This is a genomic window from Streptomyces sp. NPDC014870 (assembly GCF_043081505.1).
Classification (GTDB): Bacteria; Actinomycetota; Actinomycetes; order Streptomycetales; family Streptomycetaceae; genus Streptomyces.
Genome location: NZ_JBIBWQ010000010.1, coordinates 300,978 through 319,090, shown reverse-complemented (window position 1 = coordinate 319,090; position 18,113 = coordinate 300,978). Strand labels below are relative to the sequence as shown.

Below are 18,113 nucleotides of genomic sequence, written 5' to 3'. Positions count from 1 at the left end.
CCCACCGTAAGCCGATGGCCCGCCGCCGCCACGCGGACGCGGGCGGGCCGGAGTCCGAACGGGTGGTGCCCGGAGGCGGCGCCCGCCGCGGTGCGGGTCAGACGGTCACCTTGCGGTGGAACCAGCCGTGGAACTCCTCGTCCTCGGCTCCGGCGCTCGCCGAGGGGCGCAGCTCGGCCCGCTCCAGCGCCCGCTCCGCCTCGGCCCGCCAGGTCTCCGCGTCCGTGCGCGGCGGCGGCGCGTACGGGCCCCGCTCGGACACGTCGGCGGCGGCCCCGAAGAAGTCGCCGCCCTTGCGCCGGACGTCGTCCGTCCCCCACGCGCGACCGGGGCCGTTCCTGTCGACCTTGCGCAGGTGGGGGATGTGCTTGGCGCAGTGGATGTACGCCTCCTCGACGGTGACCTCCACCCACGCCTGCGCACGCCGCCCCGGCACGGGGTCGACGGGGAGCCCGGGGTGGGCGCGGCGCATGGCGTCGTCCGCCACGATCCGGGCCCGGCCGTTGACGTGGAGGCCGATGCGGTCCTGCAGGAAGTCCATCATGAGGATGCCGACGTGGGCGTTCTCCTCGATGTTGCCGAGGCTGGCGTGCACGCCGTTGCCCCGGTACTCCGGGTAGGCGAGCGTCCGCTCGTCCAGGACGTGGAGGAAGCCGGGCGGCCCGGCCCGGAAGGTGTTGTCGCACTCCCCGTGCCGGTCCGCGGTGGCCAGGAAGAACATCTCCTGGCGGGCCACGAACTCCCGCATGCGCGGGTTGAGCCGGTCCAGGACCTGTTCGTCGTAGAACTTGTCGGCCCGCTCGGCGGTGCCCATGCGCCGCTGGACCTGGTGTTCGCCGTCGCTGCCCGGGCGGGTGGTGCGCACCGGGGTCGGCCGCCGGTGTCCGGTCTCTTCGAAGGTGCTCAATTCCGTGCCCCGACCAGTTCCTCGATGGAGTCGTGCCGTATGCGGTGGGTGGGGATGCCGATGCCCAGCAGGGTGTCGACGCCGCGCCGGATCATTCCGGGCGGTCCCGAGAGATAGGCGTCGTAGCTGTGCCAGGGGCCGTACTGGCAGACCGCGTCCGGGAGTTGGCCGCACAGCTGTCCTTCGAGCCCGTCGTCGACGACCGGACGGACCGAGAGCCAGGGGTGCGACTGCTGGAGCCGGAGCATGGTGTCGATGTCGTACAGGTCGTGGTCGTGTCTCGCCCCGTAGAAGACCTGGACGGAGCGCCGTCTGCCGTGCTGGGCCACGTCCTCGACGAGGGCCTTGATGGGCGCGATGCCAGTGCCGCCGCCGAGGCAGAGCAGCCCGTTGTCGGTGCTGTGGTCCACGGTCATGGAGCCGGTGGGCGCGCCCAGGCGGATGACATGGCCCGGACGGGCCCGGTGCACGAGGGCGTTGGAGACCCAGCCGGCCGGGACGGCCTTGACGTGGAAGGAGAGCAGTCCGTCGGAGCGAGGCGCGGAGGCGAAGGAGTAGTGCCGCCAGACACGCGGCCACCACGGGGTCTCCAGGGCGGTGTACTGGCCGGCCAGGAAGGGGTAGGGCTGGTCGGGGCGGACCGTCACGACCGCGACGTCCCGGGTGCGCATCTCGTGGGCGACCACCTCGGCCTGCCACCAGGCGGGGGCGCGCAGTTCGTCCGCGGCGGCCGCGTCGATCATGATCTGGGAGATCGCGGTGTAGGCGCCGACCCAGGCCGCCTCGGTCCGCGGTCCCCAGGTGCGCGGGGCGTAGCGGGCGAGGGCGCCGATGAGGCACTCGCCCACGGCCGGGTAGTGCTCGGGCAGCGTGCCGTACTTCCGGTGCCCCCGGCCGAGCCGGGTCAGGTACGCGGTGAGGGTGGCCGCGTCGTCCACATGGGTCGCGGCGGTGAGCAGCGCGGCGAAGAGGCGGTCGCGCTGGGTGTCCATCGCGGCGGGGAACAGGGCGCGCAGGTCGGGGTGCTTGAGGAAGAGCAGGGCGTAGAAGTGGCCGGTGACGGTGTGGGCGATCGGCTCGATCTCGGCGAGCGTGCGGCGCAGCAGCGCGGCGTCCGACATGTCCTCGGCGGGCCGGGGGGCCGTACGGCCCGGCGCGGGGCCGGGCGCGGGGCTGGGCGTGGGGCTGGACGTGGGCACCGGCGCGGAAGGGGGAACAGAGCCCGGTGCGGGGTGGCCCGGTGCGGAGTGGCCCGGTGCGGGGTGGCCCGGTGCGCCGCTCGGGCCGCGCCCGAACCAGCCGGCGTTCCGGCCGCCTGTGCCGCCGGAGCTCGCGTTGTCGGCCGACGTGGGGGTCGGACCATCCATCGGTTTGCCTCGCCTCGAACGTCTTTCGGTGGGTCTTCGCGCATGGGGTCCGAATGTTCCCCGTTTTCCCTTCCCTTTCCTTTTCGGAATTCCTTGCACGGGTGTGCGAACGCGCTCGACCCTACCCCGGAGGCCGGATTCCATAAAGGGAAGCCTTGCCCCCTTCCCGCCACGACGAGTTCGACACGAACCGCAAAAGTCCGCGAGAACACTCACCGAATATTCGCGGCTTCTTCACCACCCCCGAGCCGCTGCCACAGGAACGTGTGCAGCAGGGCGTTGTTGTGCGCCACCTGCTCGTTGTCGCTGGCGCCCGCGTGCCCACCCCCCGTGTTCTCGTGCAGCAGCACCCGGTGTCCGAGCTCCCGCAGCCGGGCGGCCGTCTTGCGCGCGTGACCCGGGTGCACGCGGTCGTCGCGGGTGGAGGTCATCAGGAGCACCGGCGGATAGGCGCGGTCCGCGGCGAGCCGGTGGTACGGGGAGAGTGCGCGCAGGTGCGGCAGATCGGCCTCGTCGTCCGGGTCGCCGTACTCGGCGATCCAGGACGCGCCCGCGAGGAGCTTGTGGAAGCGGGTCATGTCGAGCAACGGCACCTGGGCGACGATGGCGCCGAACAGCTCGGGGTGACGGGTGAGCATCGCGCCCATGAGCAGTCCGCCGTTGCTGCCGCCGACGGCGCCGAGCCGCTCCGGGGTGGTGATGCCCCGCGTGACGAGGTCCTCGGCGACGGCCGCGAAGTCCTCGAAGGCGCGCGGCCGGTTCGCACCGAGCGCGGCCTGGTGCCAGTCGGGCCCGTACTCCCCGCCGCCCCGGATGTTCGCGATCACGTACGTGCCGCCCCGCTCGAGCCAGGCCCTGCCGCGTACCGATCCGTAGCCGGGAGTGAGGGAGACCTCGAAGCCGCCGTAGCCGTACAGCAGCGTGGGCCCGGGCCCGGGGCCGCCGGTGGCGCGGTCGGGGCCGATGACGAAGTACGGGACACGCGTGCCGTCCCGGGATTCGGCGAAGAACTGGTCCACCGCGAGGCCCGCGGACTCGAAGCGGGCCGGGGCCTGCTTGAGGATCTCGGTGTCCCCGCCGACGCTCCCCCGGTAGAGGGTGGAGGGCTGGAGGAACCCGGACACGTCGAGGAAGTACTCGTCGGAGACGTCGGGGTCGGTGTCCACGACGGTGACGGCCGAGAGCGGCGGTACGTCGGTGAGCGGCCGGCGCGTCCACCCTCCGCCCGCTCCGCCTCCCTCGCCCGCGCCGCCGGGGGTGAGGATCTCGATGCGCGCGCTGACGTCGCGCATCGTCTCCAGGAGGAGGTGGTGCCGGGTCCACGAGTGCCCGGCCAGGGCGGTGCGCTCGTCCGGCTCGAACAGCACCTCGTGGGTACGGTCGCCCGCCAGGAAGGCGTCGAAGCCGAAGGCGAGGAGGGAGCCGGCGGTCCGGCCGAGCCAGTCGGACTTCAGAGTGACGATCAGATGGTCGCGGTGGGCGTAGGCCCGCGCGTCGTCGGGGACGTCGATCTTCACAAGACCGTCGTCGGCGGTCAGGAGGTAGGTCTCGCCGTGGTGGAAGTCCTGGGCGCGGCCGACGAAGTCGCGCTCGAAGCCGGGCGTGGTGTCGCGCAGTCCCCAGGCGGACACGTCCCCCTGCTCGGCCTCGAAGACCACGTCGGCGGTCTCCAGCGGGGTGCCCCGGCGCCATCTGCGGACCGTACGGGGATAGCCCGATTCGGTCAGCGAGCCAGGGCCGAGGTCCGTGCCGACGAAGACGGTGTCGGCGTCGATCCACCCGATCCGCGTCTTCGCCTCCGCCACCCGGAACCCGCCCTCGACGAACTCCCGTGCGGCGAGGTCGAACTCGCGGACCTCCACGGCGTCACCGCCGTCGCGCGAGAGACAGACAAGCGCGAGGTCGTCCTCGGGCCTGCGCACCCGGGCTCCGCCCCACACCCACTTCTCCCCCTCGGCCGCGGCGATCGCGTCGAGGTCGAGCAGGACCTCCCACTCCGGGTCGTCCTTGCGGTACCGCTCCAGGGTCGTACGCCGCCACAGCCCCCGCGCATGCGCGGCGCCCCGCCAGAAGTTGTAGAGGAACGCGCCGCGCCGGGTGGTGTACGGAATGCGGTCCGAGGCGTCCAGCGCCTCCCGCAGCCGCGCCTTGAGGTCGGCGAAGCCGTCGCCGACGGCGAGCTCGGCCGCGGTCTCGGCGTTGCGCTCGGCCACCCATGCCAGGGCCGCCTCGCCTTCGACGTCTTCCAGCCACAGGTACGGATCGTGATCGCTCATCCCCGCATTGTGCAGGCGTTCACCCCCGCCCACCTGCCGAAAACCTGCACAACGTGCGTCGGTTGACGCGGACCCCCTTCACCGTTCCTCGACTCCGACCGTTCGGGAATCGTCAGGGGGACGTCGATCTGTCCGGTTGGTTCCGCGCCCTCTTCGGGGCCTCGGAATGTGTTACTCGTTCCTGCGGAGAAGATGTCGGCGTTCCGTGAATATGGCGCCACGTCCGTTTCCCGAGGGACACAACCGTGCACGTGGTGGCGTCAACCGAATTGGTCCACCCACCCGTTCGCGTGCTTTGATCGGCGCCCTGCGGCCGCAGAAACGGATTCCCCCCAACAAATGAAGGGTGCGCATCATGCGTCACGACCTTGAGACCGTTGAGATCTCCGACGCCGACCTCGACGCCGTTTCCGGCGGTCTGGTCTCCGTCAACGGTGGCCTCGGCGGCGCCGTGACCAGCGACGTCACGGGCCTGCTCGGCACCGTCGGCTCGCTCCAGACGGTCCAGGGCGTCCAGGCCATCGCCACCGGCGTCCCCGGCCTGGCCCAGGGTGTCACCGGCGTCTCCGTGAACGCCACCGGCATCACCGGCATCGCCGGCCTCTGAGCCGATAGCCGCCCGCGAACTCCGGAACTCCACCGTTCCGGGGTTCGCGGGCACCCCCGTGTCCGCCCCGTACGAACGCAGTCGAGGGAATAGTCCGTGCAGTTCCGCCAGAAGGCGCTTTCCAAGCTGCAATCGCCCGAGGAACTCGACGTACCCGTGCGATTCGCCCGCCCGCCGGGCCGCCTCGTCCTGGCCGTCACGGTCGTCGTCATGGCCGCCGCGGGCTACTGGGCTCTCACCGGCACGGTCGCCGCCAAGCTGAGCGCGCCCGGTGTCCTCACCCACGCCGAGGGCAGCTATCTGCTGCAGAGTCCGGTCGCGGGACAGGTCACCGAGGTCCTCGTCGAGGAGGGCCGCCCCGTCTCCCCCGGCGCGCCCGTGCTGACCGTCCGCACCGACCAGGGAGACCGGCCCGTGCGCGCGGTGGCGGGCGGTCGGGTGACCACGCTCTTCGCCACGATGGGACAGGTCGTCACCACCGGGGCGGACGTGGCGACGGTGGAGCGCGTGACCGACCCGGACGCGCCTCTGGTCGCCGTCCTCTACCTCCCGGGCGACAGCGCCGCGACGCTCCGGGTGGGCGCCTCGGTCGACCTCGGCGTCCAAACGGCCCCACGCGACCGCTTCGGCGTACTGCGGGGTCATGTGAAGGCGGTGAGCCGCACCCCCCAGACCCGGGAGCAGATCGGCTCCTTCCTCGGCGACAGCGGGCTCGCCGCGCGCTTCGCCGCGCAGGGCAACCCGGTCGCGGTCCTGGTCGCCCTCGACCGCTCCGCCGCGACCGCCTCCGGCTACGCCTGGTCGTCCGCGGACGGCCCGCCGCACGCGCTCGACTCCGGTACGCCCGTGACGGGCGCCGTCCACCTCGCCGCGCAGCGGCCCGTCGACTGGCTGCTGCCGTGAGCGCCCCGACCGAGTCCCCGCGGGGCAGGTCGCGTTCCCGCTCCGGGTCCCGCGCCTCGGCGCGCCGGCTGCCGCCCGCGCGGCGCCGTCGCGCGCCCGTGCCCACGGGCCGCACCCGGACCGTCCGCACGCCGACCGTGCTGCAGATGGAGGCCGTCGAGTGCGGCGCGGCCGCCCTGGCGATGGTGCTCGGCCACTACGGCCGGTTCGTCGCCCTCGAAGAGCTGCGCATCGCGTGCGGTGTCTCGCGGGACGGGTCCCGGGCCAGCAACATCCTGAAGGCGGCGCGCGGTTACGGTCTGCAGGCCAAGGGCATGCAGATGGATCTGGCCGCCCTCGCCGATGTCGAGGCTCCTGCCGTCCTGTTCTGGGAGTTCAACCACTACGTCGTCTACGACGGCATGGGGCGCCGCTTCGGCCGCCGCGGCGTGTACGTCAACGACCCCGGCAAGGGACGCCGGTTCGTGCCCATGGAGGAGTTCGACACGAGCTTCACCGGGATCGTCCTCACCTTCGAGCCGGGACCGGGCTTCCGGCGCGGCGGTCGCAGGCCGGGCGTGATGGGCGGACTGCCGGCCCGGCTGCGCGGCACGTCGGGCACGATGGCCGCCGCCGTCGTCTCCAGCCTGCTGCTCGTGGTCGTCGGCGCGTGGGTGCCCGCGCTGAGCCGTACGTACATCGACATGTTCCTGATCGGGAACCAGACCTCCCTGCTCACCGTGCTCTTCGCGGCGATGGCGACCGCGCTCGTCCTCACCGCGACGCTCACCGCGGTCCAGCAGGCCAACCTGCTGCGCGGGCGGATCATCTCCTCCACCCTCGGCAGCGCCCGCTTCCTGCGCCACCTGCTCCGGCTCCCCCTCACGTTCTACGCCCAGCGCAACCCGGCCGACCTGGTCCAGCGGCTGCAGTCCAACGACGCGGTCGCCGAGACCCTGGCCCGCGACCTGGCCGCCGCGGGCGTGGACGCCGTCGTGGTGCTGCTGTACGCCGTGCTGCTCTGGACGTACGACCCCCAACTCACTGTCGTGGGCGTGGCGGTGGCGCTGCTCAACGTGGTGGCCATGCGGGTCGTGCTCCATCTGCGGGCCACCGGCACGCAGAAGCTGCGCGCCGAGAACGCGCGGCTGACCAACACCGCGTACAGCGGACTGCAGTTGATCGAGACGATGAAGGCCACCGGCGGCGAGAACGGCTTCTTCCGCCGCTGGGCCGGGCAGCACGCGACCACCCTCGACGTCCAGCAGCGGCTCGGGGTGCCCAGCGCCTGGCTGGCGGTCGTCGCGCCCACCCTGGCCGCGCTGAACAGCGCGCTGATCCTGATGATCGGCGGCCTGCGGGCGGTGGAGGGCCATCTCACGGTCGGCCTGCTCGTCGCCTTCCAGGCCCTGGTGACCAGCTTCACCGCTCCCCTCACCCGGCTCAACGGCGTCGCCGGCCGTATCCAGGACTTCGCGGCCGACGTGGCCCGGCTCAAGGATGTCGAGAACTTCCCCGCCGACCCGGTGTACGCACGGCGGGAGCCGCCCGCCCGGACCCGCCGGCTCAAGGGCCATGTGGAGCTGGACGGCATCACCTTCGGCTACAGCCCGCTGGACGCCCCGCTGCTCAAGGGTTTCTCGCTGTCGGTGGGTCCCGGGCAGCAGGTGGCGCTCGTGGGCGGCTCCGGCAGCGGCAAGTCCACGGTCTCCCGGCTGATCTCGGGCCTGTACGCGCCCTGGGAGGGCGCCGTGCGCATCGACGGGATGCGTCTGGAGGACATTCCCCGCAGCGCGCTGGCCGCGTCGGTCTCCTTCGTCGACCAGGACGTCTTCCTCTTCGAGGGCACGGTCCGCGACAACATCGCGCTGTGGGACCCCTCCGTCCCCGACGAGGCCGTGGTGGCCGCCCTGGAGGACGCCGCCGTGTACGAGGTGGTCGCCCGGCGGCCCGGGGGCATCCACAGCCGCGTCGAGCAGGACGGCCGGAACTTCTCCGGCGGGCAGCGCCAGCGGCTCGAGATCGCCCGTGCGCTGGTGCGCCGCCCCAGCGTCATGGTCCTCGACGAGGTGACCAGCGCCCTGGACGCGGCGACCGAGCAGATCATCATCGACAACCTGCGCCGGCGCGGCTGCGCCTGCGTGGTCATCGCACACCGGCTGAGCACCGTGCGGGACAGCGACGAGATCCTGGTGCTCGACCGGGGCACGGTCGTGGAGCGCGGCCGGCACGCCCAGCTGGTCGCGGCCGGTGGCGCGTACGCCGAACTCGTCAAGGAGCACTGAGGTGACGTTCCCTCACCAGTCGGCGCAGCAGCCACCGGTCGTCGTCGACCCCGTCGTCGCCGCTCTCGGGGGTCTCGGCAGGGCGGTCGACTGCACCGGCCTCGGCAGCGTCCCCCTGGAAGGCCCGCACGTGCTGTGGCTCGTCGTCGACGGCGCCGTGGACCTGTTCGCCGTGGACGCCGCGCAGCTCGGCCCATGGCACTTCCTGGGCCGGCTGACGGCGGGCACCCTGCTGCTCGGCCCGGTCGAGGGTCCCGAGCACACGCTCGTCGGGCGCCCCCTGGAGGGGTGCCTGCTCCGCCGAGTGGAGCTGCGCGAACTGCAGCCGTACGCGTACGGAGGTCAGGGGCACGGCGGTCAGTGGCACGGCGGTGAGGGGCACGGCGGTCAGTGGCACGGCGGTCAGTGGTATGCCGACCAGGGCGCGTACGGGACGGCCGAGCCGCAGCTGAGTCCGCTGGAGCACGCCTTCGCGCTCGGCATCGGGCGTGGTCTGCGGGTGCTGTACCAGGCACCGACGGCCGGCGGCGCCGGCGACGAGTCCGGTGGTGCGGACGACGACGTCCTGTGGATGCAGATCGCCCCCGGCAGCGTCCTCTACGGGGCCGCCTACGAGGGGTACGGCGACGACGCGGCCGGCACGCTCCTGGTGGACCCGGCCATGTGGCAGGGCATGGTCGACCAGCAGTACCGGCTGCTGTACGCCCTGGACGGCTGGATCGAGGAGCTGGAGCGCGCTCACGAGGACCGCACGGCGGCCGGGATCGAGGCGGGCCGGGCCGCCCGGACGCAGGCGGACCGGGCGCTGCTCGCCTCCATCGGCCGGTCGGGCGCCTCCGGTCGGCCGGGTGGGCGCGCGGGCGACGACGCGACGTACGCCGTCTGCCGGCTGGTCGCGGAGGAGGCGGGGATCACGCTGGCCGGGGCCGCGGAGTCGAGCGGCCTGCCCGGTCGGCTCGACGCCGTCGAACGCGTGGCGCTCGCCTCGCGGATCCGCACCAGAACCGTCCGCCTCGACGGCCGCTGGTGGCGGGAGAACAGCGGGCCGCTGGTGGGGCGGCGTGAGGCGGACGAGACCCCGCTCGCGCTGCTCTGGCGGCGCGGCCGGTACGAGGCCTTCGACCCCGCCACGGGTGCGCGCGAGCGGCTCGGGAAGACCGGCGCCGCCGCCGTCGCGCCGCGCGCCGTCATGCTCTACCGGCCGCTGCCCGACCGTCCGTTGGGCCTCCTCCAGCTGCTCCGCTTCAGTGTGCGGGGCACGCGTGCGGAGCTGCGGACGCTGCTGCTCTCGGGTCTGGTCGCCGTCGGCCTCGGCGCGCTGGTGCCCATCGCCACGGGCAAGGTGCTCGGCGACTACGTGCCCCGGGGCGAGACCGGGCTCATCGTGCAGACGGCGCTCGCGATCCTCGCGACCGCGGTCGTCTCGGCCGCCTTCATGCTGCTGCAGAACGTCTCCATCCTGCGTCTCGAGGGCCGGATCGAGGCCACGCTCCAGCCCGCGGTCTGGGACCGGCTGCTGCGGCTGCCGACCCGGTTCTTCGCGGGCCGCTCGACCGGGGAGCTGGCGAGTGCCGCCATGGGCATCAGCGCCATCCGCCGCGTGCTGGCCGGCACCGGCCCTGTGGTCGTCCAGGCCGGCACCGTCGGCACGATGAACCTGGTCCTGCTGCTCGTGTACAGCGTGCCCCTGGCGCTCACGGCGCTCGCCCTGCTGGCCGTCGTCGCGGCGGTGTTCCTGGGCCTCGGACTGTGGCAGCTGCGCCATCAGCGGCGGCTGGTCAGGCTCGGCAACAGGCTCAACAACCAGGCCTTCCAGACCCTGCGCGGCCTGCCCAAGCTGCGGGTCGCGGCGGCCGAGAGCTTCGCGTACGCCGCCTGGGCGGGCGAGTTCGCCCGGACCCGGGAGCTGCAGCAGCGGGTCGGGCGGATCACGAACGTGCTCACGGTGCTCGGCGCGGTCTGCCTGCCCTTCTGCACGCTCGTGATGTTCATGCTCCTCGCGGGACCGGCCCGGGGCTCGATGTCCGCCAGTGAGTTCCTCACGTTCAGCACCGCCGTGACGATGCTGCTGTCCTCGGTCACGCAGCTGACCGGCGCGCTGCTGTCCGCGGCCGCCGTGCAGCCGCTGTTCGAACAGGTCGGGCCGGTGTTCAAGGAGACACCCGAGGTACGGGGGTCCAGCGCCCCGCCCGGCGAGCTGAGCGGGGCGATCGAGGCCGAGAACCTGTCCTTCCGGTACACCGAGGACGGTCCGCTCGTCCTCGACGGAGTGGACTTCCGGGTGCGTCCGGGCGAGTTCGTGGCGGTGGTCGGCGCCAGCGGCTGCGGCAAGTCGACGCTGCTGCGGCTGCTCATCGGCTTCGACCGGCCCTCGTCCGGCAGCGTGCGCTACGACGGGCAGGACCTGGCGGCGCTCGACCAGGCGGCCGTGCGCCGCCAGTGCGGTGTCGTCCTGCAGAACGCCCAGCCGTTCTCCGGCACGATCCTCGACTGCATCTGCGGCGCCGAGACCTTCCCGCTGGAGGACGCGTGGGCGGCGGCCGCGATGGCGGGCCTCGCCGAGGACATCAAGGCGATGCCGATGGGGATGCACACGATGCTCTCCGACGGCGGCGGCACGATCTCGGGCGGTCAGCGCCAGCGGTTGATGATCGCCCAGGCGCTGATCCGGCGGCCCCGGATCCTCTTCTTCGACGAGGCCACGAGCGCGCTGGACAACGAGGCGCAGCGGGTGGTGATCGAGTCCACCCGGGCCCTGAACGCGACCCGCGTGGTGATCGCCCACCGACTGTCCACGATCATGGACGCCGACCGGGTGATCGCCATGGCGGACGGCCGGATCGTCCAGCAGGGGTCACCGGCCGAGCTGCTCGCGGACACGACCGGGCTCTTCCACGAACTGGTCCGGCGTCAGCTGCGCTGATCACCCTCCCGGATGCCGCGTGCCAGGTACAGGCCCGTGCCGGTGGCGAGCAGGGTCACGCAGCCGGTGAAGATCAGCCCGGCGGCGTCAAGGCCCAGCCACATCGTCAGCGCTCCGACGCCGACGACCGGCAGCGAGATGCCTGTGTAGGCGACGACGAAGAAGGAGGAGACCGTCGCCGCCCGGTGCGCGGGCGGGGCCGCCTCTCCGACGGCGGTGAGGCCCGCGCGGAACGCGAGGCCCTGGCCGATGCCGCCGCAGACCGCGCCGGCCACGAGCAGCGGCAGGGTCTCGGCCCACAAGGACGCGCCGACCAGGAGGAGCCCGAGGACGAGAACCAGGCAGCCGAGCGGCAGGGCGACCCGCCCGGGCATCCGGGCCGTGCACGACTGGCCCACCGTCGAGGCGAGGAACACGGAGAAGACGACGAGGCCCGAGACGGCGTGGTTGGTGATGTCGAGGGTCTGGGCGACGAAGCTCGGGGCCACCGCGGTGAAGAGGCCGAGGAGCGCGAACCCGGCGAAGGCGGCGAGGGCCGAGGGCGCGAACACGGCGCGGACCTCGGGCGGTACGTACAGCCCCTGCGGCCTCAGCCTGGTCCGCAGCCGCGGGTGCTCGACGGTCTCCGGCAGGAACAGGACGATGACGCAGGCCACGCCGACCAGGCCGAGGTGGACGAGGAACGGGAGGGTCAGCGGCTCCGGGGCGTACTGCGCGAGGAGCCCGGCGAGCAGGGGCCCGCAGCCGAGGCCGCCCATGTTCGCGGCGGTGGCGGCGAAGCCCGCACGTGACTTCCGCTCGGGCCGCGCGAGTTCGAGCACGGTGACCGTGCCCGCCCCGCTCAGCAGTCCGGCGGAGAAGCCCGACAGGATCCGGCCTGCGAACAGGAAGGGCAGTCCGCCCTCGAAGAGGAAGCAGAGCGCGCTGGCGGCGGCGAAGCCGAGCGCCGCCCACAGCACCGGGCGGCGCCCCACCCGGTCCGAGTGGTTGCCGACCAGCAGGAGGGTGGCGATGACTCCGACGGCGTAGCTGGCGAAGATGACCGTCACCATCAGCTCGGAGAAGCCCAGTTCCTCACGGTAGAGCCCGTAGAGCGGTGTGGGGATCGTCGTACCGGCCATGCCGATGGCGAAGACGACGGCGGCGGCGACATACCCGAGGTGCGCGCGGGGCCGGCTGGAGGTGCCCCGGACGGTCCGGGCTGTCTCGCCGGTCATGTCGACGCCTCGCCCCGCGCGAGGGCGAACACGCCGACGACGACGAGACCGACGCCCAGCGTCTCCGGTACGAGCCACCAGCCCACGCGTACGTCCTCTTCGTAGATCAGGATGCCCAGCATCAGGCTCACCGTGGCGTCGCCCAGGGTGAGCGCGGGCTGGGAGGCGACCAGCGGTCCGCCCTGCATGGCGTGTTCGAGCAGCAGGAGCGCCGCGATCCCGGCCACACAGAAGGCGTAGGTCTGCCAGGCCGTCAGGAAGGCGGCCAGACCGTCGTCGTCCAGGATGTGCATGGACGTCTTCATGAGGCCCGCGGTGAGGGCGTAGCAGATCGCGGTGGCGGCGCCGAGGCACCCGGCGCGGGCGCGGCCCGCCGGCCTCCGCAACCCGGCCACCGTCAGGGCCACGACGGCGCCGGCGGCGATCGCGAGCGCGGGGATCCAGCGGTCGAGCGGCACATGGGTGCGATTCCCGTCGGGCGAGGCGGCCATGAGGGCCACCCCCAGGCCGACCACTACCGCCGCCACGGCACCCCACTGTGCCTTCGGCAGCCGTTCCCGTGTCATCAGGGAGGCGATCAGCAGCGCGAGCGGCAGTTCGAGGACGAACAGCGGCTGGACGAGCGAGAGGGGGCCGGTCGCCAGGGCCGCGGCCTGCCCCACGCCGGCGACGATGACGGCGAGGATGCCGGCCAGCCAGAGCGGGCGCTTCAGCAGATCGAGGATCAGGCCGGGCCGGAACGAGTCGGTCTGACGGACGGTGAGCGCGGCACGGCGCTGCAGCACCGTGGCGAGCGCGTTGCTGAACGCGGCGCACACGGCGAAGAGGACCGGCAGGACGACACTCACCTCCCGATGGTCACGGTCGTCGCCGGGCAGTCGGGCGACGACACCGGGAGGGGCGCGCGGTTCACCCGGTACGCGCCCCTCCTGCCGCCGGTCGGCCGAATACCGGGCCGCGCGCGTGGGCGGGCCGGTCCGTGGTGGTACGTCGTTGGCCATGCAGCCCGGCACGCCGCCCCAGGTGATCCCGTTCCTCCGTACCGCCGCCGCCTACGCCTGGCGGCTGCTCGTCGTCGGCGGGCTGGTGTACAGCCTGTTCGCGCTGCTCGGGCGCTTCCACGAGATCGGGGTGGCGGTCTTCCTCGGCCTGGTGATCACGGCGCTGCTGCGTCCGGTGGCGGACCTGGTGGCCAAGGGGCTGCCCCGCCCGCTGGCGGTCACCCTCACCCTCCTCGGGAGCATCGCGCTGGTCCTGGGCGTGTTGGCGCTGATCGGCGAGGCGGTGGAGGGCGAGCGGACGACGCTGGTACGGGAGTTCCGGGACGGCATCGACCGGATCGAGGACTGGCTGGAACGGCCCCCCTTCCGGCTGAACCCGGAGGCACTCTCGGATGTGCAGGGCAGGATCGGGCAGTTCCTGTCGAGCCACCGCGCGGCCCTGGTCAGCGAGGCGGTGAGCGGCGCCCACCGGCTGGTCGCGGTCCTCACGACGCTCGCCCTCGCGCTGTTCTGCTCGGTGTTCTTCATCCACTCGGGAGACCGGCAGTGGGTGTGGCTGCGGGAGCAGCTCCCGGCGAGCGTACGGGAACGGATGAACATCGGCGGCCGGGCGGCCTGGCGCACGTTCACGGGGTACACCCACGGGATCGTGCTGGTCGCGGCCGTGAACGCGATCCTCGTCGGCCTCGCCCTGTGGCTCCTCGGGGTACCGCTCGCGGTCCCGTTGGCGCTCCTGGAGTTCGTCGCCGCCTTCGTACCGCTGATCGGCTCCCCGATCGCCCTCGCGGTCGCGGCGATCGTGGCCCTGGCCTCCCAGGGACCGTGGATCGCGGCGATCGTGGTGGGCCTGATCGTGATCATCGGTCAGATCGAGGGCCATCTGCTGCACCCGATCGTCATGAGCTGGGCGGTGCGGCTCCATCCGCTGGTGGTGGCGATCTCGGTGATCGCGGGCGCGATCGCCGCCGGTGTGGTGGGGGCGGTGGTGGCGGTGCCGCTGGTGTCGGTGATCTGGTCGGTACGGGTGGCGCTGCGGGACTGGGGCCGGGCCAAGGCTGAGGCTGAGGGTCAGGGTGAGGACGAGGGCGAGGGTGGGGAGGCGATCCCGGGGGCGGGGAAGGGCGAGGGTGGGGCCGTGGAGGGGTGAGCCCGGTGGGGCGCGAGCAACAACGCCACGTGCGGCCGGACCGTGGCGGTCCAGCCCGACACCCCGCACGTCACCGGCCCGCGAGGGTCTCCCCGACAAGCACGCGCAGCGCCTTCGCCTTGGGCACCTTCGCCGGAGCGTCGAGCAGGGCGACACCACTGCGCCGTACCGCCTGAAGGCGCAGCCCCTGGACGCGGAGCAGCGCCCGGACGAACGGGCGGACTTCCGGCTCGACCAGGGACGCGAGGCCGCGGGCGGCCAGCAGGCGGTCCTCCGCCTTCGCCGCCTGATCCTGGAGCAGGCGCGCGAGCGACACCGCGTCGAACTCCCCCACCGCGAGGCTCTCCAGGTCCATGCCGTGTGTGGCCAGAGTGTCGAGCGGGATGCCGATGCGGCCGGAGCGCAGGTCCTCGCCCAGGTCCTCCAGCCAGTCGAGGCGTTGCATCGCCTCGATCAGGAGCCGGCAGGCGCGTACGAACTCCGGCTCCGTCGTCGCGGGCCTGGGGAGGAGCCCGGCGGTCAGCATGAAGGCCGGCATGGCGTAGTCGTCGACGTAGCGGTCCACCTCGGCCTCGGCGGTGAAGCGCTCCCACTCCACTTCCGCGCGCGCCCCGGAGAGGAACTCCTCCACGCGGGCGGGGAGCCGCGGGTGGCGCTCGGCGCTCCGGGACAGCGCCCTGAGTACGGCCTGCTCCGACCTGCCGGTGGTCAGCGCCTCCCTGCTGGACGCCGCCCATCGCTCCCACGCCGCGCGGCGCTCGGCGGGACTGCCGCCCTGGTCGATCCGGTCGTCGGTGACGTGCATGTAGGACACGGCCGCGACCACGTCCGGCACGAGTGCGGCCGGAAGCAGCAGGCGCACCGCGACGTACTCGGCGGGTGCGAAGCGGGCCACGACCTCGCGCTGGTGGTCGTGGTCGCGCCGGGCCTCGGCGCCGGTGATCCCGGCGCCGGTGAGACAGCGCCCCCAGGATCGCCACAGGATCCTGCGCTGCATGGACTCCCCCACGGGTACCGGTGGGTCGCGGGTCCCGTCGGGCCCGCGGCGTCACCTGATGATCACGACTTCCGCCCGGACACTACCCTGCGCCCTCCGCAGGCCGAGCGCCCGCGTGCCGTCGAGGATCTCGATCACGATCCGGTACAGGTAGGTCATGGACGTCGAGCAGATCATCGATGAGCTGTACGGGGTGGCGCCGGGCGAGTTCGTCGCGGCGCGGGACGCCCGGGCGGTGGAGGCGCGGAGCGCGGACCCAGCGGCCGCGAAGCGGATCGCGGGGCTGCGGCGGCCCACCCTCGCCGCGTGGGCCTCGAACCGGTTCGTACGGGAACGGCCGGAGGAGGTCCGGCGGCTGCTCGCCCTCGGCGAGACCCTCCAGGAGGCCCACCGGCTCCTGGACCCGACGACGTTCCGCGAGGCGGCCGGGCAGCAGAACAAGGTGATCGCGGCGGAGGTCCGGGCGACGGCGGCGCTCGCCGAGGAGGCGGGGCACCCGTTGAGCGCCTCGGTCCAGCAGGAGGTCGAGCAGCTCCTCCGTGCGGTGCTCGCCGACCCGGACATCGCGGCGGAGTGGTCGGCCGGCCGCCTCGCGAAGCCGCCGGAGGCGCCGGTGGGCTTCGGCGGGATCACCCCGGAGCACCTCCCGCCCCGCCCGCCCGCCAAGCCGGCCAAGGCGCCTCCACGCTCCGAACCCGACGCGCGCGCCCGCGAGGCGGCGGAGCGGGCTGCCGCCGAAGCCGCGCTGCGGGACGAGGAACTCCGCGTCGCGGAGAGCCGCGCGGCGGAGGCGGAAGCCCTGGTGGCGCTCCTCGAAGAGGAACTGGGCCGCGCGCGGTCGGCCCTTCAGGCGGCCCGGGCAGCGGCGACCGAGGCCGCCGACGCCTCCCGCGCGGCACACACCCGCGCGGACGCGGCACGCGAGGCGCTCGGCTGACGCGCACCGCCGGTGGGCCCGCCTACCGAGTCCGGACCTGCTGCGGGCTCATGAATCCCCGGCGCCTCAACACCCCGCAGGGGGATGGTCCTCGGATGTCAGGATGGTGGCATGGATCATGAGAACGGGTGGGGTCCGGGGCCGGTCGGGGAGGGTGATGTCGGCCGCGACGCACTGGTGGGGGTGGTGCGGCGGTCCGCAGCCGGCCTGCCGGGTGGGCGGGTCGTGGTGGCGGCGGTCGTGTGCGAGCTGTGCGGTTCGGGGGAGTTCGCGTCGGACGAGTTCGAGGTGTGGGGCGGCGAGTGCCACTGCATCGGCTGTCTCCTTCCGATCGGGGTGCGGGACGGGGACGTCCTGCCCCGCGCGTTCGGCATGGCCGACGGCCGCCCGTGGACGCTTCCGCCCGTCGACGCCTCCCCCGAGCCCGAGGGCTACCTCAACTGTCCCCAAGGGCACGGGGTGTTCCACGTGGCCGTCGCCCTGGTGCTCGACGAGGCCGCGGCGGTGCGGGCGGTCTCGGTCGGGCTGAGGTGCCCGGAGGACGGCGCGTTGCACCTGTTCCTGGACCGGCGCCCGGTCGGTTCATAGCCGCGTCGCGTCGTCGAAGCTCCGGGTGGTCGTCGCGCCCGCGCGGACGCGGATGCCCTCGGCCCGGTGGGACACCGGCGGTGCTTCCGGTGTGCTCGGGCGGACCGTGTACACGACGTCCCAGGTGCCGCGTTCGGGGGTGACGAGGTACGTGGCGGTGCCGGGCGTCGCCAGGGGCCGGGACAGGCCGACGGTGGGTCCCTCGCTCGGGAGCAGGTCGACGGTCGCGGTGCCGGGGGCGCCCTGCGGCGCTCCGCCGTGGACGAGGAGGGTCGCCAGCTGCGGGGGCGAGGGGTGCACGGTGAGCCCGGTCAGGGCGCGGGCCGACGTGCCGGTGTGGCCGAGGGCGTATCGCACGCTCCCGGCACTCCAGTACGCGTCGTACCACTGGCGCACCGCGCCGGGTTCGGCGGCCGGGCCCAGGTGGGCGACGCGCAGCGTGGGCGCGTCGACGACCTGGTTGAGGAAGCGCTCGGCCCCGTCGTGGGTGATCCGGAGGAACATCCCGCCGTGCAGGAACGCGGCGGTGCGGGCGGGCGGCCGGACGTCGACCGGCCGCGCGGTACGGGCGTCGACCGTGACGGTGGTGTCCCGGTCGAGGTCGAGGCGGGGTCGCACGATCCAGTCCGTGCCACCGCCGTCGCCCCCGGCGGTCAGGACGCTGTCCAGGACGTACCGACCCCTGGGCAGCCGCACGGTGACCGTGCCGGAGGGGTCGTACGGCTTGACGCTCTCCTCCGCGCCGGGCCCGGAGAGCCCGGAGACGGTGGTGGCGTAGGCACCGGTCGGCCGCCCCGCCCGGTCGAGGTGAGTGATCGTCAGACTGTACGTGTCCGGGGTCCGCCGCGCCGCGAAGGCGCCGCCGGCGGGGGCGAGGCCCGCGGCGGCGACGACCGCGCCGAACGTGGCGGTCCGCAGGACGGACCGGCGGGAGGGCGAGGAGGACGGGAAGGGAGAGGAAGTGTTCATGATCCGTACT

At 73.4% G+C, this 18,113-nt stretch carries 14 protein-coding genes; 7 read left to right on the top strand and 7 right to left on the bottom strand.

Annotated elements, in window-relative coordinates; genetic code table 11:
• Nucleotides 1–97: 97 nt before the first annotated feature.
• The 3 genes from ACF09C_RS28245 to ACF09C_RS28235 all read right to left on the bottom strand — a co-directional run bounded on the left by ACF09C_RS28245 (nt 98) and on the right by ACF09C_RS28235 (nt 4,550).
• Nucleotides 98–907, bottom strand: a complete 810-nt coding sequence (locus tag ACF09C_RS28245; protein ID WP_392095458.1) for a pyridoxamine 5'-phosphate oxidase family protein — start codon at nt 905–907, stop codon at nt 98–100.
• Nucleotides 904–2,106: a globin domain-containing protein gene (locus ACF09C_RS28240; RefSeq protein ID WP_392095456.1), complete on the bottom strand. Its 1,203-nt coding sequence runs from the start codon at nt 2,104–2,106 to the stop codon at nt 904–906. The genes ACF09C_RS28245 and ACF09C_RS28240 overlap by 4 nt, the downstream gene beginning before the upstream one ends.
• A gap of 380 nt (nt 2,107–2,486) precedes the next feature.
• A complete protein-coding gene (locus ACF09C_RS28235) occupies nt 2,487–4,550 on the bottom strand; it encodes a prolyl oligopeptidase family protein (RefSeq protein WP_392095454.1) in 2,064 nt (687 codons plus the stop codon).
• Nucleotides 4,551–4,905: 355 nt separating this feature from the next.
• Here ACF09C_RS28235 and ACF09C_RS28230 point away from each other — a divergent pair, with 355 nt between their 5' ends.
• The 4 genes from ACF09C_RS28230 (at nt 4,906) to ACF09C_RS28215 (ending at nt 11,247) form a co-directional block, all read left to right on the top strand.
• Nucleotides 4,906–5,157: a hypothetical protein gene (locus ACF09C_RS28230; RefSeq protein ID WP_392095452.1), complete on the top strand. Its 252-nt coding sequence runs from the start codon at nt 4,906–4,908 to the stop codon at nt 5,155–5,157.
• Nucleotides 5,158–5,253: 96 nt separating this feature from the next.
• On the top strand, nt 5,254–6,060 hold the full coding sequence (locus ACF09C_RS28225; protein WP_392095450.1) for an HlyD family efflux transporter periplasmic adaptor subunit: 807 nt from the start codon (nt 5,254–5,256) through the stop codon (nt 6,058–6,060).
• Nucleotides 6,057–8,324 carry an NHLP family bacteriocin export ABC transporter peptidase/permease/ATPase subunit gene (locus ACF09C_RS28220; RefSeq protein WP_392095448.1) on the top strand — a complete coding sequence of 756 codons (2,268 nt, stop codon included), beginning with the start codon at nt 6,057–6,059 and terminating at the stop codon, nt 8,322–8,324. The genes ACF09C_RS28225 and ACF09C_RS28220 overlap by 4 nt, the downstream gene beginning before the upstream one ends.
• 1 nt (nt 8,325) lies before the next feature.
• Nucleotides 8,326–11,247 (top strand): NHLP bacteriocin export ABC transporter permease/ATPase subunit, encoded by a 2,922-nt coding sequence (locus ACF09C_RS28215; RefSeq protein ID WP_392095447.1) that lies wholly within the window; start codon nt 8,326–8,328, stop codon nt 11,245–11,247.
• Here ACF09C_RS28215 and ACF09C_RS28210 read toward each other — a convergent pair.
• Nucleotides 11,235–12,464 carry an MFS transporter gene (locus tag ACF09C_RS28210; RefSeq protein WP_392095445.1) on the bottom strand — a complete coding sequence of 410 codons (1,230 nt, stop codon included), beginning with the start codon at nt 12,462–12,464 and terminating at the stop codon, nt 11,235–11,237. The genes ACF09C_RS28215 and ACF09C_RS28210 overlap by 13 nt on opposite strands.
• Entirely contained in the window at nt 12,461–13,312 is an 852-nt protein-coding gene (locus ACF09C_RS28205; RefSeq protein WP_392095443.1) for a DMT family transporter, read from the bottom strand. Before ACF09C_RS28205 ends, ACF09C_RS28210 begins: the two co-directional genes overlap by 4 nt.
• A 151-nt stretch (nt 13,313–13,463) precedes the next feature.
• Between ACF09C_RS28205 and ACF09C_RS28200 the strand changes: the two genes are divergently transcribed.
• Nucleotides 13,464–14,612, top strand: coding sequence for an AI-2E family transporter (locus ACF09C_RS28200; protein ID WP_392095441.1), 1,149 nt, complete (start codon nt 13,464–13,466; stop codon nt 14,610–14,612).
• Nucleotides 14,613–14,682: 70 nt separating this feature from the next.
• Here ACF09C_RS28200 and ACF09C_RS28195 read toward each other — a convergent pair whose 3' ends face one another.
• Complete coding sequence (locus ACF09C_RS28195; protein WP_392095440.1) at nt 14,683–15,609, bottom strand: phytoene/squalene synthase family protein; 927 nt, start codon at nt 15,607–15,609, stop codon at nt 14,683–14,685.
• A gap of 157 nt (nt 15,610–15,766) precedes the next feature.
• Between ACF09C_RS28195 and ACF09C_RS28190 the strand changes: the two genes are divergently transcribed.
• Both ACF09C_RS28190 and ACF09C_RS28185 read left to right on the top strand, forming a co-directional pair.
• Nucleotides 15,767–16,546, top strand: coding sequence for a hypothetical protein (locus ACF09C_RS28190; RefSeq protein ID WP_392095438.1), 780 nt, complete (start codon nt 15,767–15,769; stop codon nt 16,544–16,546).
• Nucleotides 16,547–16,657: 111 nt separating this feature from the next.
• Nucleotides 16,658–17,134 (top strand): hypothetical protein, encoded by a 477-nt coding sequence (locus ACF09C_RS28185; RefSeq protein WP_392095436.1) that lies wholly within the window; start codon nt 16,658–16,660, stop codon nt 17,132–17,134.
• On the opposite strand, the gene ACF09C_RS28180 is transcribed toward ACF09C_RS28185, so the two are convergent.
• On the bottom strand, nt 17,129–18,103 hold the full coding sequence (locus ACF09C_RS28180) for a hypothetical protein (protein WP_392095434.1): 975 nt from the start codon (nt 18,101–18,103) through the stop codon (nt 17,129–17,131). The genes ACF09C_RS28185 and ACF09C_RS28180 overlap by 6 nt on opposite strands.
• Nucleotides 18,104–18,113: the final 10 nt, after the last annotated feature.

Excerpts from the sequence above, each read along its gene's own strand:
- ACF09C_RS28235 (WP_392095454.1), bottom strand. The coding sequence starts at position 4,550 with ATGAGCGATCACGATCCGTACCTGTGGCTGGAAGACGTCGAAGGCGAG.
- ACF09C_RS28230 (WP_392095452.1), top strand. The coding sequence starts at position 4,906 with ATGCGTCACGACCTTGAGACCGTTGAGATCTCCGACGCCGACCTCGAC.
- ACF09C_RS28210 (WP_392095445.1), bottom strand. The coding sequence starts at position 12,464 with ATGACCGGCGAGACAGCCCGGACCGTCCGGGGCACCTCCAGCCGGCCC.
- ACF09C_RS28200 (WP_392095441.1), top strand. The coding sequence starts at position 13,464 with ATGCAGCCCGGCACGCCGCCCCAGGTGATCCCGTTCCTCCGTACCGCC.
- ACF09C_RS28195 (WP_392095440.1), bottom strand. The coding sequence starts at position 15,609 with ATGCAGCGCAGGATCCTGTGGCGATCCTGGGGGCGCTGTCTCACCGGC.
- ACF09C_RS28190 (WP_392095438.1), top strand. The coding sequence starts at position 15,767 with ATGGACGTCGAGCAGATCATCGATGAGCTGTACGGGGTGGCGCCGGGC.
- ACF09C_RS28185 (WP_392095436.1), top strand. The coding sequence starts at position 16,658 with ATGGATCATGAGAACGGGTGGGGTCCGGGGCCGGTCGGGGAGGGTGAT.
- ACF09C_RS28180 (WP_392095434.1), bottom strand. The coding sequence starts at position 18,103 with ATGAACACTTCCTCTCCCTTCCCGTCCTCCTCGCCCTCCCGCCGGTCC.